The following is a 15,390-nucleotide window of genomic DNA, read 5'->3' on the forward strand; positions in this document are numbered from 1 at the left end:
AATCAATCAAGGTGAGACAACGAAAGTGTTGAATTACTGGGTGCAGAACCCCACAGATGCCCCCGTATCCCCCACATACCTCGCTGCGGGGCTGCGGCTCCCGACCAACGGCCTGGACTACGCGATCCTCGCGATCTACTTCGCCGTCGTCCTGGGCATCGGCTTCGCGGCCCGGCGCTCGGTGAGGACCAGCCTCGACTTCTTCCTCTCCGGACGGTCACTGCCCGCCTGGATCACCGGCCTCGCGTTCATCTCGGCCAACCTGGCCGCCACCGAGATCCTCGGCATGGCCGCCAACAGCGCGCAGTACGGCGCGTACACCGTGCACTGGTACTGGATCGGTGCCATCCCGGCCATGGTCTTCCTCGGCCTGGTGATGATGCCCTTCTACTACGGCAGCAAGGTCCGCTCGGTCCCCGAGATGCTGCTGCTCCGCTTCGACAGAGCCGCACACCTGCTCAGTTCGATCCTGTTCGCCTTCGCTGCCATTCTGATCGCCGGTGTGAACCTGTACGCCCTGGCGATCGTCGTGGAGGCACTGCTCGGCTGGCCGCAGTGGGTGGCGATCGTCGTGGCCGGCGCGTTCGTGCTGGCCTACATCACCCTCGGCGGTCTCTCCTCGGCCATCTACAACGAGGTCCTGCAGTTCTTCGTGATCCTGGCCGCCCTGATCCCGCTGTCCGTGCTGGGCCTGAAGAAGGTGGGCGGCTGGGACGGCCTGGTCGACAAGCTCACCGCCACCCACGGCCACAACTTCACGACCGCCTGGGGCGGCACCGGCATCGGCTCCGTCAACCCGCTCGGCGCGAACTGGCTGACCATCGTCCTCGGCCTCGGCTTCGTGCTCTCCTTCGGCTACTGGACGACCAACTTCGCCGAGGTGCAGCGCGCCCTGTCGGCGAAGAACCTGTCCGCCGCCCAGCGCACCCCGCTGATCGCCGCCTACCCGAAGATCTTCATCGTCTTCCTCGTGATGATCCCGGGCCTGGTCGCCGCCGCCCTCGTGCCGGACATCGGCACGTCCGGGTCGGACCTCCAGTACAACGACGCGATCCCCTACCTGATGTCGCAGCTGCTGCCCAACGGCGTGCTCGGCATCGCGGTGACCGGGCTGCTGGCCGCCTTCATGGCCGGTATGGCGGCCAACGTGTCGTCCTTCAACACCGTGTTCACGACGGACATCTGGGCGAAGTACGTGGTGAAGGGCCGGGAGGACGGCTACTACGTGCGCTTCGGACGCCTCATCACCGCGATCGGCGTCTGCGCGTCGATCGGTACCGCGTTCCTCGCGTCCTCCTTCTCGAACATCATGAGCTACCTCCAGACGCTGTTCTCCTTCTTCAACGTGCCGATGTTCGTCGTCTTCATCGTCGGCATGTTCTGGAAGCGGGCCTCGGCGAAGTCCGGCTTCTGGGGGCTGCTCGCGGGCACCGTGACCGCGATGGTCAACTACTTCGTCCTGTACAAGAAGGGCATCATCGGCATCCCCTCCGACCAGGGCGCCAACTTCGTCTCCGCGATCGCCGGGTTCGTGGCCGGCGCGGTGGTGATGGTGATCGTGTCCCTGTTCACCGCGCCCAAGCCGGAGGCGGAACTCGCGGGGCTCGTCTACGGCACGCGCTCGCCCGGCATGACGGAGGCGCCCGCACCCGGCGACGAGGCCTGGTACCGGCGGCCGGCGCTGCTGGGCTGGGGTGCGGTGATCCTGGCCGCCGCCTGCTACATCCCGTTCTCGTTCTAGTCCCGGTCGCGGGAGGATGGAGAGACCATGACCGACGACTCCGGGCACTCCGGGTTCCACTACTCCGAGCAGGACGTCCAGCGCGAGGTCACCGAGCTGCAGGGCCGGTCCGCGACCGCCGCGCGGATCTTCGATCTGCGGCGGATCATCGGCGGGCTGTTCGTGCTGTACGGGATCATCGTCACGATCACCGGCATCACGGACTCGCAGGCCGAGATCGACAAGGCACAGGGGATCAACATCAACCTGTGGACCGGGATCGGGATGCTGCTGCTGGGGGTGTTCTTTTTGGTGTGGCTATGGCTTCGGCCCACCCCGCCGCCGGTTCCTTCGGTGGAAGGAGAGAAGGAGGCGGAGTAAGCGGTCGGTTGTCTGCGGGTGCGTGGGGGCTGGTCGCGCAGTTCCTCCCCCAGCCTTCGGCCGGGGGTACCCCCAGCGCCCCTGGGTAGGCGGTCCTGCCGTCGGCTAAAGGTCCAGCCCTGTTGAATTGTTGAGTGGGCCCGCCCTGTCCAGTAGGCCTGTACGTGCCGCCAATGCCGCCGCTTCCAGCCTTGACCCCACCCCCAGCTTCATCAGGACCCGCTGGACATGGGTGCGGGCCGTGCTCGGGGCGATGCCCATGCCTGCGGCGATGAGGCGGGTGTCCTCGCCGTCGGCGACGCGGACCAGGACCTCCACCTCCCTCGGGGTGAGCATCTGCAGGAGGCGCTGGCCCTCGTCGTCGGGCTGGGCGGCCGGGTTGAGGAGTTCGCCGAAGGCACCCTGGAGCAGGGCGGGGGCCACGGCGGCCTCCCCGGCCCGCGCCTTCATGATGGCCCGCTCGACGCCCTCTATCCGCTCGTCGTGCCGTACGTACCCGGAGGCGCCCGCGGCGAAGGCCGCCGCGATGCCCCGCGGGGACGGCACCGGGCCGAGGACCAGGACGGCGACCTGCGGCCGCTCCCGCTTGATCCTCACCACCGGGTCGAAGATCCCCGGCTCGGCCGGTGTCGCCGTCCCCAGCAGGCACACCTCGGGCGCCCGTGTGATCACCAGCTCGGCCGCGCCCGCCGCCGGTGCCGCCGCCGCGAGCACCCGGTGGCCGCGCAGTTTCAGCGCCGAGGCCAGCGCCTCCGCGAGCAACCGGTGGTCGTCGACCACCATGAGCCGCACTCCCATAGAGCAACCCCCCAGTCCCCCCAATGGATGCCCCACTATGGATGCCCACTGGTCCGCATGGACAGAGGGCCCCCCGGCACCCCGTCCTTCATGCCCCCGGAAGCTACACGCTTGTTCGACGTTGCGCTGCCCCTACTGATGAGAACTGCCCCGGATCGGAGGAATCTCTGGGTTTTCTCGTATTCGAGGGTGAAGAGCGCGTATCAGCCACCCGCGCCGAAGGCGGTGACCAGGTACTCCTTGGCCGACGACGAGGACGTCGGGGCGTGGGCGTACGCGGCGGACAGGTAGAGGTGTCCCTCGGAGTACCGGACCTCGGCGTAGTCGGGCGACATGGTGGTCTCCACGGCCTTGACCGCCGTGGTCGCCGGGTTCTCCAGCAGCTTGGTCTCCTTGAACGAGCCGCCGTCGATGCTGACGACCTGAGCGCCCTTGTCGTACGGGGCGTTCTTGTAGGCGATCACATCGGGGCCGTCCATGCGCAGGGGCGTGATCGTGTAGTTGTCCCCGGCGTCGGCGCGCTGGCCGGTCTGCTTGCCGGTGCCGAGGTCGAAGGCGACGATCTCGTCGGTCTTCGTGTAGTCCCCGTCGCCGTCGTGCCGCTCGGTCGCCAGGTAGAGCCGGTCGTTGCCGACCACCACGCCCGTGCACTTCTCCAGTTCGTAGATTCCGTCGCAGCGGGCCGCGTAGGAGCTGCCCGGCGTGGAGATGCGGGTGCGCAGGGCGCCGGTCCTGTTGTCGATGGAGAAGACGTCCGAGAAGCCGCTGCCGTCGCCGGCGCTGTTGTTGACGTCGGCGGCCACCACCAGCGGGTCGGTCGACACGACACTGGCGTAGTCGATGCCCGAGGCCATCCGGTACTCGGAGAGCACCTTGCCGGAGACCGGGTCGAGGGTCTGGATGCGCAGCTGGCCGGTGTCGCCGCTGCCGCACCTGCGGACCGCGACCAGCTTGGCACCGCCGCCGTAGCCGGCGTCGTCGCAGCTGTCGGCCGCCTTCGGCTGCCAGCGGACCTTGCCGGAGGCGAGGTCGAAGGCGGCGCCGCCGCTGGAGCCGCCGACCGCGACCGTCTGCTGAGCGACCGTCACGTTGTCGAAGTCGACCGGCACGTCACCGGACTTGACCGTCCGGGTCCAGAGCTTCTTGCCGGTGGTCAGGTCGATCGCGGCAACCTGGGTGCAGCCGGCCGTGGATCCCTTCGCGGGCATCCTCGGCTGGAAGACGACCGCGGTCCGGCCGTCGGCGCTGACGTGCCCGGTGGCGCGGCAGACCGGGCCGGACAGCGGGATCGTCCACAGCTTGGCGCCCGTATCGGGGTCGTAGCCGGTGATCCGGGCGATGCCGGTCTTCGCGTACACCTTGCCGGTGAGCCAGGAACCGGCCGTGACGGTGGTGTCCTGCGCCGTGGGCAGCGGGACCTGGAAGAGGACCTTGGAGGTGGTGTCCGCGGGCACCTTCTCGGTCCCCTTGCCGTTCTCGCCGCCGTCCGCGCCCTGGCCGCCGGTGCCGCCGGTGGAGTTCGCCGTGTCGTTCTTCCTGCCGTCGCCGCCGGAGGACTTGGCGTACCAGATGCCGCCGCCGACGATCAGCGCGATGGCGACCACCGCGGCGACCACGATGAACAGCGCGGCGTTGTTGCGGCGGGGGCCGCCCGGTTGGCCTGGTTGGCCACCCGGATAGCCGTAACCGGGCTGCTGGGCGTACGGGTTCGGAGCCGGGAGCTGCTGCGGATAGCCGTAACCGGGCTGCTGGGCGTACGGGTTCGGGGCCGGGGGCTGCTGCGGGTAGCCGTGGCCGGGCTGCGGGGGCGGCTGGTTCGGGTAGCCGTGACCGGGCTGTTGGGCGTACGGGTTCGGGGGCTGGTCGGGCGTGTGCGGCGGCGGCTGGGTCATGGCGGGAGTACCTCGGGGGACGGCTGGGGACGGCGTGGGCTGCGGGACGGCTCGGGACGGGCTCCGCTCAGTTGCCGAAGGCCATCATCAGCTTCTCCTTCGCGTCGTCGCTGCCGGTCAGCCGTGTGGAGGAGAGGTAGAAGCGACCGTCGGCCCAGTCGACCGCGCCGTCGTAGAAGCCGCCCTCGATGCCGGCGGTGTGCCGCGGGTTCTGCAGCAGCCGGGTGGTCCGGTGGCTCGCGCCGGTGGTCGGGACCGACACGACCTGGCCGCCCGCGTCGTACGACGGCCGTACGTAGGCGACGAGTCTGCCGCCCTCGACCTCGACCGGGTACATCGACTCGTCCGTCGGGGACTTCACCCGCCACTTCGCGGTGCCGTCGGTGAGGCTGATCGCGACGATCTCGTTGGCGCCGCCGCTCACGTCCGTCGGCAGGTAGAGGGTGTTCGCGTCGACGGCCACGCCCTGGCAGCCCTGCAGGTCGCGGGCGAGGAGCGCCCAGCCGCACTCGGGCGCGAACTTCTCGTTCACCTTCACCTCGGAGCGGAACGCACCCTTGCCGTCCAGGACCGAGATGTTCCAGGCCTTCTTCTCCTCGTTGGTCATGTAGACCACGAGCGGGTCGACGGAGTAGGTGCGCTCGACCTGCCAGCCCTTCTTGACCGGCCGGGTCCACGCGACCCTGCCGGTGGCCGGGTCGAGCTGCGAGATCTCGTCGTGCTCGGCGGCGGCGCCGGCGGCGCAGGACGCCACCTGGACCAGCCGGTCCGTGCCGCCCGCGAACGCCGTCGGGAAGCAGGACGCGCCGTACTCCTTCTTGTCGTACAGCTTGTGGCCGCTGCCGAGGTCGTACGCCGTGCCGGACTGGGAACGGCCCACCATCAGCGTCTTTCCGCTGATCGTCAGCTCGATGCTGAGCGCGCTGTCGAACAGCCCGCCGTCGGCGACGGTCGCGGTCCAGCCCCTCCGGCCCGTGTCGAGGTCGATCTCCTGCAGCTGGTTGCACTTGGCGCGGTCGCTGGTGCCGTTCATGTAGGCCACGACGACCTTGTCGTCCGCGGACTTCTGCGAGGTGACCGCGCAGATCTTCTGCGGGAACGTGATCGGGGCCCAGGCCGGGTCGCCGTTGCCCACCTGGTAGGCGAAGACCTGCTTGTACGCCGCCTTCACCGCCGTCTTCGCGGTGATCCACATGCCGGGTGCGTCGGCGCCGGAGGCGGGCGCGTCGGGTGCCGACTTGTACCAGAGCACCTTGGCCTCGCCGGACCTGCGGCCCGCGTTGAGGTTCTCCGGGTCCGCGCCGCCGTCGCCGCTGCCGTCACCGGGGTCGACCGGGGTGCCGGAGGCCCTGGGGTCGTCGGACTGCCGGGCGACCGGCTTCCCGCCGCCGTCCCCGCCGCTGGTCACGGCGTACACCGTGCCGCCGACGACCAGCAGTCCGGCCACCGCCGCCGCGACGACCAGCGCGGGCTTCCCCTTGAACGGCCCGCGGCCGCCTCCGCCGGGAGGCGGGGGCATCCCCGGTCCTCCGGGGTACTGCGGCTGCTGCTGGGGGTAGCCGTACCCGGGCTGCGGCCCGTACGGGCCCGGTGTGCCGTAGGGGCCGGGGGCGGGCTGCTGCGGGTAGCCGTACCCCGGCTGGGGCTGGTGGGGCGGCTGGGGAGGGAGCGGGGGCATGCCCTGAGGCGCGCCGAAACCGCCCTGCGCGGGCGGCTGTTGCGGAGGACCGAAGCCGCCGCCCGGTGGCGGCGGGTCCTGTGGCGCTCCGAAAGCGCCCTGCGGCGGCTGGCCGGGCGGCTGTGACATCAGCGTTCTTCCCCCTCGTTCACTGATTTCGAGCCACTGCCCGAGGCCGGTGACGGACCCGCGGTCGCACTCAGGCAGTTCTCAGACTGACCTTTGTACCACCCGGCACCGACAGCCCACGGGCCCGCATCTACCGCTGTTCCCAAGGGAGAACCGGCCCGTGATGGCGCCGTTACGCGCCTTCACGCCCCCATCACCGCCCCCGCGCAAGGGGGTTGCGCGGGGGCGCGCAGAAGGCTGATTCACGCCGGTGGGTACGCCCGTTACGCGTCCTCCGCCAACTCCAGCCAGCGCATCTCCAGTTCCTCGCGCTCTGCGGCCAGATCGCGCAACTGGGCGTCGAGTTCGGCGACCTTCGCGAAGTCCGTGGCGTTCGCGGCGATCTGGTCGTGCAGCTTGCTCTCCTTCTCGGAGACCCGGTCCAACTGCCGCTCGATCTTCTGGAGTTCCTTCTTGGCCGCCCGCTGGTCGGCGGCGCTCCGCTCGGTCGTGGCGGGCTTGGCGGCCGCGGCCGCGGCACCGGCGGTGGCGGCGACCGCCTCCTCCATGCGCTGCCTGCGCTCCAGGTACTCGTCGATGCCCCGCGGCAGCATCCGCAGCGTGGCGTCGCCGAGGAGGGCGAAGACGCGGTCGGTGGTCCGCTCGACGAAGAACCGGTCGTGGGAGATCACGATCATCGAGCCGGGCCAGCCGTCGAGGACGTCCTCCAGCTGGGTGAGGGTCTCGATGTCGAGGTCGTTGGTGGGCTCGTCGAGGAAGAGGACGTTCGGCTCGTCCATCAGCAGACGCAACAGCTGGAGGCGGCGGCGCTCACCGCCGGACAGGTCGCCGACCGGCGTCCACTGCTTCTCCTTGCTGAAGCCGAAGGTCTCGCACAGCTGCCCGGCGGTCATCTCGCGCCCCTTGCCGAGATCGACGCGCTCGCGCACCTGCTGGACCGCCTCCAGGACCCGCGTGTTCGGGTTCAGTTCGGCGACCTCCTGGGAGAGGTAGGCCAGCTTCACGGTCTTGCCGACCGCGATCCGGCCGCCCACCGGCTGCGTCTCGCCCTCCGTCCGGGCGGCCTCGGCCATGGCGCGCAGCAGCGAGGTCTTGCCGGCGCCGTTGACGCCGACCAGGCCGATGCGGTCGCCGGGGCCGAGCTGCCACGTGACGTGCTTGAGCAGCACCTTGGGCCCGGCCTGGACGGTCACGTCCTCCAGGTCGAACACGGTCTTGCCGAGCCGGGAGGAGGCGAACTTCATCAGCTCGCTGGAGTCGCGCGGCGGCGGCACGTCGGCGATCAGCTCGTTGGCGGCCTCGACCCGGAAGCGCGGCTTGGAGGTACGGGCCGGGGCGCCCCGGCGCAGCCAGGCGAGCTCCTTGCGGACCAGGTTCTGCCGCTTGGTCTCCTCGGTGGCCGCGATCCGCTCGCGCTCCGCACGGGCGAAGACGTAGTCCGAGTAGCCGCCCTCGTACTCGTAGACGGCGCCGCGCTGCACGTCCCACATGCGGGTGCAGACCTGGTCGAGGAACCACCGGTCGTGGGTGACGCAGACCAGCGCCGAGCGGCGCGTGCTCAGGTGCCGGGCGAGCCAGGCGATGCCCTCGACGTCGAGGTGGTTGGTCGGCTCGTCGAGCACGAGCAGGTCCTGCTCCTCGATGAGCAGCTTGGCGAGCGCGATACGCCGCCGCTCACCGCCGGAGAGGGGCCCGATGACGGTGTCCAGGCCCTTGGGGAAACCGGGCAGGTCCAGCCCGCCGAAGAGACCGGTCAGGACGTCCCTGACCTTGGCGTTGCCGGCCCACTCGTGGTCGGCCATGTCGCCGATGACCTCGTGCCGGACGGTCGCGGCCGGGTCCAGGGAGTCGTGCTGGGTGAGGACGCCGAGCCGCAGGCCGCCGGAGTGGGTGACCCGGCCGGTGTCGGCCTCCTCCAGCTTGGCGAGCATCCGGATCAGGGTGGTCTTGCCGTCGCCGTTGCGGCCCACCACGCCGATGCGGTCCCCCTCCGACACGCCGAGCGAGACGCCGTCCAGCAGGGCACGGGTGCCGTAGACCTTGCTGACGTTCTCGACATTGACCAGGTTGACGGCCATTTCACTCCTGCGCACGGGGGATGGATCGCCCATCCAGGGTAGTCGGAGGTCAGCCGTGCTCCTTCTGCTCCTGGTGACGCCGCTGATACCACCAGACCGCGGTCAGCGGCAACGCGTCGGCGTCCGTGCCGGGCTGCAGGGGGCCGATGCGGTGCTCGGCCGCCACGCAGCGCGGGTCGGTCGCGGAGGGCGAGCGCCGCGACCGCGTACGCGCGCGTGGGCTGCCGCTCGTCGTGCGTGAGTTCCACCAGTAGGTCCCCGATCTCCGGCTCGCAACCCTTGTAGTGCCACAGCCAGGAGCAGGTCCGCTCGCGTACCCCGGGGTCCGGGTCGCGGGCCAGGGCGAGAACGGCGGCCAGGCCGCCCGGGCGCAGCACGCCCTCTTCGCGGTCCAGCAGTTCGGGCACCCAGCGGATCAGGGGGTCGGGGTGCGTGAGGTACGCCAGGCCGATGGCTTCGGTCTCCGGGCCGCTCGTCCACGTCAGCCCGTTGAGCAGGACGGAGAGCACGTTGGTGTCCGGCTCCCGCTCGGCCCCCTCGGGGCGCTACGGCGCGGCGGTGTGACGGGTCACCGTGGCGCCCGGGGCGGGGGAGGTCGCCGTGCGTACCGTGCGGCAGGTGCCGGAGGTGCGCAGGGCGTCGGCGATCTTGGTGGCCGTCTCCGGGTCGCGCGCGAGGAAGGCCGTCGTGGGCCCCGAACCCGAGACGAGGGCGGCGAGCGCTCCGGCTCCGCGCCCCGCGTCCAGGGTGTCACCGAGTTCCGGGAAGAGGGACAGGGCCGCGGGCTGGAGGTCGTTGGAGACGGCGGCGGCCAGCGCGTCCGCGTCCCCCTTGGCCAGCGCCCGCAGCAGTTCCGCCGAGGCCACCGGCTCCGGGATGTCCCGCCCCTGTGCGAGCCGGTCGAACTCGCGGAAGACCGCCGGAGTCGACAGACCTCGCCCGGCCATCGCGAAGACCCAGTGGAAGGTGCCGCCGGTCTCCAGTACGGTCAGCTGCTCGCCCCGCCCGATACCGAGGGCCGCCCCGCCGACCAGGCTGAACGGCACGTCGCTGCCCAGGTCGGCGCAGATGGCGAGGAGTTCGGCGCGGGAGGCACCCGCCCGCCAGAGCTCGTTGCAGGCGAGGAGCGCGCCCGCGCCGTCCGCGCTCCCCCCGGCCATGCCGCCGGCGACCGGGATGTCCTTGGCGATGTGGATGTGCACGGCCGGTTCGATGCCCCGGCGCGCGGCGAGCGCGAGCGCGGCGCGCGCCGCGAGGTTGGTGCGGTCGAGGGGGACCTCGGCGGCGTCCGGGCCCTCGCAGGTGACGGTCAGCTCGTCGGCGGGCGTGACCGTGACCTCGTCGTAGAGGCCGACGGCGAGGAAGACGTTGGCCAGGTCGTGGAAGCCGTCGGGGCGCGCGGCGCCCACCGCGAGCTGGACGTTGACCTTGGCGGGGACGCGTACCGTGACGCTCACTGGCTGGGCTCCTTGTGCTCTGCGATCCGCGCGAACTCCTCGACCGTCAGCGCCTCGCCGCGGGCCTGCGGCGAGACCCCGGCCGCGACCAGTGCCGCCTCGGCGGCCGCCGCGGACCCGGCCCAGCCGGCGAGCGCCGCCCGCAGGGTCTTGCGGCGCTGCGCGAACGCCGCGTCGACGACCGCGAAGACCTCCCGCCTCGAGGCGGTCGTCTTCAGCGGTTCCGCGCGCCGGACGAGGGAGACGAGCCCGCTGTCGACGTTGGGCGCGGGCCAGAAGACGTTGCGCCCGATGGCGCCGGCGCGCTTGACCTCGGCGTACCAGTTGGCCTTGACGGACGGCACGCCGTACACCTTGTTGCCGGGTCCGGCGGCGAGCCGGTCGGCGACCTCGGACTGCACCATCACCAGCGTCCGCTCGATGCTCGGGAAGGTGTCGAGCATGTGGAGGAGGACGGGGACGGCGACGTTGTAGGGGAGGTTCGCGACGAGGGCGGTCGGCGGCGGTCCCGGCAGCTCGGTGACGTGCATCGCGTCGGAGTGGACCAGCGCGAACCGGTCCGCGCGCGCCGGCATGCGCGCCGCGATCGTCGCGGGCAGGGCGCCGGCCAGCACGTCGTCGATCTCGACGGCGGTGACCCGGTCGGCGACCTCCAGGAGCGCGAGCGTGAGGGACCCGAGCCCCGGGCCGACCTCCACGACGACGTCGTCCGGGCCGACCTCGGCGGTGCGGACGATCCGGCGGACCGTGTTGGCGTCGATCACGAAGTTCTGGCCGCGCTGCTTGGTGGGGCGGACACCGAGCGCTGCCGCCAGCTCACGGATGTCGGCGGGGCCGAGGAGGGCGTCGGGGGTGGGGCTGCTCACGGGACAAGGGTACGGGCCGCCGCGATCGCCTCCGGCCGGCCGCCCGTGCGGCGGCTTGCGGCGGTCACTTGTGCAGCCGCACCCCGCAGTGCGGCCAGGGCGTGGAGCCGCGGCTCACGTAGAGCTTCTTCGCGCGGAACGTCTGCTCCTCGGCCGAGGCGTCCTGCGGGCGCCCGCTGCCGCCGAGGCTGTGCCAGGTGTGGGTGTCGAACTGGTACAGCCCGCCGTACGTCCCGGAGGGGTCCACCGCGTGCGGGCGGCCGCCGGACTCACAGGCGGCGAGACCGTGCCAGTTCAGGCCGTCGGCGCCGGCCACCGAGTCGGGGTGCGGCTTGATCCCCACCTTGACCAGCTGGGTACGCGCCTCCCGGATCACCTCGGCCGTCTCGCGGCGCGGCTTCTGCCGGACTCCGTTGACGGAGCGCAAGTAATATGTCACACGGCGCAGCCCCGGCCGCCCGGCCCGCTCCACCACCTCGGTGCCCTTGAACAGCGTCGGGTCCGCCGTCCGCCGCACCTGGAACGGGATGGTCTCCTCGCGGACCTCCTTGCTGCCGGTGACGCGCAGTACGGTCACCGTCTGCCCGTCGCGCGGGAAGCCGGCCTGGGACACGGAGGTGGTGTCCTGGCCGTGCAGGGTGATCCCGGCCTCCTCGACGGCCTCGCCGACGGTCGCGGCGTTGGTGCGGATGGTCCGGGTCCGGCCGTCCGCCAGGATCGTGACCGTGCGCTCGGTGCGCACGTCGAGCGCTAGCCCGGCGCGTCCGATGTTCTGGGAGCGCGAGGCGGACAGGTACGCGCCCTCGGCCCGCACCCCGAGCTGCCTGAGCGCCCCGTCCACCGTGCGCGCCGTCGTCCACACCTCGCGCCGCTCGCCGTCCAGCGTGAGCCGTACGGGGCGGCCGTAGCGCACCGCGACCTCGTCACCGCTGGCCAGGGCGGTACCGGGGGCGGGGGCGACCACGTCGTGCGCGCCGACCGGTACGCCCTCCTCGGCCAGCAGTCCCGTCACGTCGTCGGCGAACGTGTGCAGGGTGCGCGGCTTCCCGTCCACGGTCAGCTCGATCGCCTTGTCCTTGGCGAGGAACGCGGTGGTGCCGCCCGCGAGGAACGCGACGACGAGCGCCTGCGGCAGCAGCCGGCGGACGGCGGACTCGGGGCGCCTGGAGTACCGCGCCTTGCGCCGGCGCGCGGCGCGTCGCCCCGCGCCGGGGCGCTCACCCGCCTCTCGCGTCTCCCCCGCCGCCGCGCGGTCGTCCTGCCGTGGCAGCACCTGCTCTCCGGCGTACGCCTGCGCGGCCTGCGCGGCCTGTGCTGCGGCCTCGTACGCCGGCTGGTACGTGTCCTCCCCGTACGCCGTGGGGTACGCCGGCACCCCGGCGTCGTGCACGCCGTGCGTCTCGTGCATCTCCTGCGCGCCGTGCACTCCGGGCGCGCCGTAGGGGTCGTACGTCCCCGACGTCTCGTACTGCGATGTGCTCACGCCGACACGCTCCAGAGGGCCAGAGGGGTCCGGATCGGGCCCCCAGAACCTAGCGGAGCGTCCGTCACTCTCCAAAGCGGCACGACTACCCACGGTCGCGTGCGGACCACAGGCGCGCCCCGTCGAACGTTATCCGGCAGTTACGATCGATATACGCTCAGTAGTCGAAAGCGCGGGCCGTGTTCGCGCCCAGGGCCGTCGCCAGCGCGTCCTCGTCGATGCCGCGCACGGCGGCCATCGCGCGCACCGTGACCGGAATGAGATACGGGGCGTTGGGCCGTCCGCGGTACGGCGCGGGGGTCAGGAAGGGCGCGTCGGTCTCCACCAGGAGCAGTTCCAGCGGGGCCACCGCCACCGCGTCCCGCAGGTTCTGGGCGTTCTTGAAGGTGACGTTGCCGGCGAAGGACATGAAGTAGCCCTCGCGGGCGCACTCCTCGGCCATCACGGCGTCCCCGGAGTAGCAGTGGAACACGGTCCGCTCGGGGGCGCCCTCCTCCTTGAGGACGCGCAGGACGTCGGCGTGGGCGTCGCGGTCGTGGATGACGAGGGTCTTGCCGTGCCGCTTGGCGATCTCGATGTGGGCGCGGAAGGAGCGCTCCTGGGCGGCCTTGCCCTCGGGCCCGGTCCGGAAGTAGTCGAGGCCGGTCTCGCCGACGCCCTTCACCTGGGGCAGCCCGGCCAGCCGTTCGATCTCGGCGAGCGCCTCGTCCAGCGCCGCGTCCCCGCCCCCGGCGCGCGCCCCCTGCCGGGACCAGCCGTCGGGATCCCCGTGCACGATGCGCGGGGCCTCGTTGGGATGCAGGGCGACGGTCGCATGGACGTTCGCGTGCGCGGCGGCGGTGTCGGCCGCCCACCGCGAGCCCTTGATGTCGCAGCCGACCTGGACGACGGTCGCGACGCCCACCGACGCGGCCTTCGCGAGGCCCTCCTCGACCGTGCCGGACTGCATGTCGAGGTGCGTGTGGGAGTCGGCGACGGGCACCCGGAGGGGTTCCGGGAGCGGCGGCGCCGCGTTCTTGTCGGTCGTACGGGAGGCCGTACCGGAGACGTTCGAAGGCATGCCCCGATCCTACGAAAGGGGCATGCCCGCCGGTCCCGCGCCCGGGTCAGCTCGCCTTGCGCTGGAAGGGATGCAGGAGATCCGACAGGTGCCAGTGGTGCGGCTGCGCGGCCTCCGCGGAGGTCTCCGCCGCCTCGGCCGGTCCGTCCTCCGCACCGGTCTGCCCCGCAGGACGGACCTGCGCCGCCGGCTGGTGCGAGCGCTGCGCGGCGTTGCGCACCGACGAGACCTGCCCCGCGCGCATGATCCGCAGGACCTGGCCGTCGCAGTTCTGGCACGAGGGCCTGCTCAGCGGTGACGGGACGACCCGGCCGTCGGCCACGTACCTGACGAACTCGTGGTTGTCGGCGTCGGTGTGGTGCTGTATCTCGTACGACTGCTCCCAGCCGTGCCCGCATCGCATGCAGGCGAAGGAATACGACTCGTGGACGACGGCTGTGGCCGCACCGCGGAGGCCGGTCTGCCCTGCGATCTCACTCATGCCAGCTCCTCTTGTCCGCTTGGACAAGCACGCACCCCCGGGCACGGGATTCCCCCCGGAATCCCATGGGGGTGAGGGACGGGTGCGTCCCTCACGACCAGTGGACGCCTTCGCCCACGCGAATGCGACCGGCCTGCCGAGTGTTGGAGGCGATTTGGCGCCGGCTTGCCAAACGGGCCTCACCGCGCAGGGCTGGGCTTTGCGTTTCCCGCCCTTGCTTTACCGTCCCGTGGGGCGCGCGCTCAGAGGAGAAGCACCCCGCTCAGAGGACACATCACCGCAGGTCAGGGGCGCGCGCTCAGCGGATGTGCGACCCGCTCAGAGATCAAGGAGCGCCCCCTTGGAACGCCGGGACCCGAACGCCCCTTTCAGGGGCGCGGGGAACTGCGCGACCAGCCCTCCACGGCCCGCGGACCGCTGCGCAGCAGCAACCACCACGGCGCTCCGGGAAAACCCCCGGCTCTCACTCGGCGGAGCGCTTCGCCGCGACCACGGCGTCGAACACCACCCGCTTGGGAATCCCCGCCGCCACCGCCACCGCCGCGATCGCCTCCTTGCGGCGCTCCCCGGCCTCCTCCCGCACCCGCACCCGCCGCACCAGCTCCTCCGCGTCGAGTTCCTCGGGCCCCCGCTCGGGCGCGCCCTCGACGACGACGGTGATCTCGCCGCGCACCCCCTCGGCGGCCCACACCGCCAGCTCGGCCAGCGGCCCGCGCCGCACCTCCTCGTACGTCTTGGTCAGCTCGCGGCAGACGGCGGCCCGCCGCTCGGCGCCGAAGACCTCGGCCATGGCGGCGAGGGTGTCGTCGAGGCGGTGCGGGGCCTCGAAGTAGACGAGGGTGCGGCGCTCCCCGGCGACCTCCTGGAGCCGCGAGCGGCGCTCGCCCGCCTTGCGCGGCAGGAACCCCTCGAAGCAGAACCGGTCGACGGGCAGCCCGGACAGCGCGAGCGCGGTGAGCACGGCGGAGGGCCCCGGTACGGCCGTGACCCGGATCTCCTGCTCCACGGCGGCCGCGACCAGCCGGTAGCCGGGGTCGGAGACGGAGGGCATCCCGGCGTCGGTCACGAGCAGCACGCGCGCGCCGCCGACGAGCTCCTCGACCAGCTCCGGTGTGCGGGCGGCCTCGTTGCCCTCGAAGTACGACACCACGCGCCCCTTGGGCGTCACCCCCAGCGCCTGGGTGAGCCACCGCAGCCGCCGCGTGTCCTCGGCCGCGATCACGTCGGCGCCGGTCAGCTCCGCGGCGAGCCGGGGCGGCGCGTCCGCGACGTCGCCGATGGGGGTGCCTGCGAGGACAAGGGTTCCAGTCACACCCCCATCCTCGCAGCCGCCACCGACAGCGCCGTCCCTGCCAGGCCCCGGGGGC

12 protein-coding genes are annotated in these 15,390 nt (G+C 71.9%); 2 read left to right on the top strand and 10 right to left on the bottom strand.

Annotation, left to right across the window (positions count from 1 at the left end; translation table 11 throughout):
* Positions 1-40 precede the first annotated feature (40 nt).
* Together ACFY0K_RS14580 and ACFY0K_RS14585 are read left to right on the top strand one after the other, a co-directional pair.
* Complete coding sequence (locus ACFY0K_RS14580; protein ID WP_390640114.1) at positions 41-1,741, top strand: sodium:solute symporter family protein; 1,701 nt, start codon at positions 41-43, stop codon at positions 1,739-1,741.
* A gap of 27 nt (positions 1,742-1,768) precedes the next feature.
* Entirely contained in the window at positions 1,769-2,101 is a 333-nt protein-coding gene (locus ACFY0K_RS14585; protein ID WP_351957286.1) for a hypothetical protein, read from the top strand.
* 105 nt (positions 2,102-2,206) lie between these two features.
* Here the strand turns inward: ACFY0K_RS14585 and ACFY0K_RS14590 are convergent, their stop codons facing one another.
* The 10 genes from ACFY0K_RS14590 to rsmI all read right to left on the bottom strand — a co-directional run bounded on the left by ACFY0K_RS14590 (position 2,207) and on the right by rsmI (position 15,335).
* On the bottom strand, positions 2,207-2,899 hold the full coding sequence (locus tag ACFY0K_RS14590; protein ID WP_390640115.1) for a LuxR C-terminal-related transcriptional regulator: 693 nt from the start codon (positions 2,897-2,899) through the stop codon (positions 2,207-2,209).
* Positions 2,900-3,102: 203 nt separating this feature from the next.
* Positions 3,103-4,791, bottom strand: coding sequence for a PQQ-binding-like beta-propeller repeat protein (locus tag ACFY0K_RS14595; protein ID WP_390640116.1), 1,689 nt, complete (start codon positions 4,789-4,791; stop codon positions 3,103-3,105).
* A gap of 67 nt (positions 4,792-4,858) precedes the next feature.
* Positions 4,859-6,598, bottom strand: coding sequence for a PQQ-binding-like beta-propeller repeat protein (locus tag ACFY0K_RS14600; protein ID WP_390640117.1), 1,740 nt, complete (start codon positions 6,596-6,598; stop codon positions 4,859-4,861).
* A gap of 263 nt (positions 6,599-6,861) precedes the next feature.
* Positions 6,862-8,676: an ABC-F family ATP-binding cassette domain-containing protein gene (locus ACFY0K_RS14605; protein ID WP_390640118.1), complete on the bottom strand. Its 1,815-nt coding sequence runs from the start codon at positions 8,674-8,676 to the stop codon at positions 6,862-6,864.
* 545 nt (positions 8,677-9,221) lie between these two features.
* Positions 9,222-10,133 (bottom strand): 4-(cytidine 5'-diphospho)-2-C-methyl-D-erythritol kinase, encoded by a 912-nt coding sequence (locus ACFY0K_RS14610; protein WP_390640119.1) that lies wholly within the window; start codon positions 10,131-10,133, stop codon positions 9,222-9,224.
* On the bottom strand, positions 10,130-10,999 hold the full coding sequence (gene rsmA / locus ACFY0K_RS14615; protein WP_390640120.1) for a 16S rRNA (adenine(1518)-N(6)/adenine(1519)-N(6))-dimethyltransferase RsmA: 870 nt from the start codon (positions 10,997-10,999) through the stop codon (positions 10,130-10,132). Before rsmA ends, ACFY0K_RS14610 begins: the two co-directional genes overlap by 4 nt.
* A gap of 64 nt (positions 11,000-11,063) precedes the next feature.
* Positions 11,064-12,482 (bottom strand): ubiquitin-like domain-containing protein, encoded by a 1,419-nt coding sequence (locus ACFY0K_RS14620; protein ID WP_390640121.1) that lies wholly within the window; start codon positions 12,480-12,482, stop codon positions 11,064-11,066.
* A gap of 157 nt (positions 12,483-12,639) precedes the next feature.
* Positions 12,640-13,542 (bottom strand): TatD family hydrolase, encoded by a 903-nt coding sequence (locus tag ACFY0K_RS14625; protein WP_390640122.1) that lies wholly within the window; start codon positions 13,540-13,542, stop codon positions 12,640-12,642.
* A 46-nt stretch (positions 13,543-13,588) separates the two neighbouring features.
* Positions 13,589-14,023, bottom strand: a complete 435-nt coding sequence (locus tag ACFY0K_RS14630; protein ID WP_390640123.1) for a hypothetical protein — start codon at positions 14,021-14,023, stop codon at positions 13,589-13,591.
* A 463-nt stretch (positions 14,024-14,486) separates the two neighbouring features.
* Positions 14,487-15,335: a 16S rRNA (cytidine(1402)-2'-O)-methyltransferase gene (rsmI, locus tag ACFY0K_RS14635; RefSeq protein ID WP_390640124.1), complete on the bottom strand. Its 849-nt coding sequence runs from the start codon at positions 15,333-15,335 to the stop codon at positions 14,487-14,489.
* Between the last annotated feature and the right edge of the window lie 55 nt (positions 15,336-15,390).

Origin of the sequence: Streptomyces sp. NPDC001507 (assembly GCF_042894765.1) — a bacterium.
In the GTDB taxonomy this organism is placed as follows: Bacteria; Actinomycetota; Actinomycetes; order Streptomycetales; family Streptomycetaceae; genus Streptomyces.

What these genes read in the sequence shown, in the direction of transcription:
- ACFY0K_RS14585 (WP_351957286.1), top strand. Translation starts at nt 1,769, where the DNA reads ATGACCGACGACTCCGGGCACTCCGGGTTCCACTACTCCGAGCAGGAC.
- ACFY0K_RS14630 (WP_390640123.1), bottom strand. Translation starts at nt 14,023, where the DNA reads ATGAGTGAGATCGCAGGGCAGACCGGCCTCCGCGGTGCGGCCACAGCC.
- ACFY0K_RS14590 (WP_390640115.1), bottom strand. Translation starts at nt 2,899, where the DNA reads ATGGGAGTGCGGCTCATGGTGGTCGACGACCACCGGTTGCTCGCGGAG.
- ACFY0K_RS14605 (WP_390640118.1), bottom strand. Translation starts at nt 8,676, where the DNA reads ATGGCCGTCAACCTGGTCAATGTCGAGAACGTCAGCAAGGTCTACGGC.
- ACFY0K_RS14595 (WP_390640116.1), bottom strand. Translation starts at nt 4,791, where the DNA reads ATGACCCAGCCGCCGCCGCACACGCCCGACCAGCCCCCGAACCCGTAC.
- ACFY0K_RS14625 (WP_390640122.1), bottom strand. Translation starts at nt 13,542, where the DNA reads ATGCCTTCGAACGTCTCCGGTACGGCCTCCCGTACGACCGACAAGAAC.
- ACFY0K_RS14600 (WP_390640117.1), bottom strand. Translation starts at nt 6,598, where the DNA reads ATGTCACAGCCGCCCGGCCAGCCGCCGCAGGGCGCTTTCGGAGCGCCA.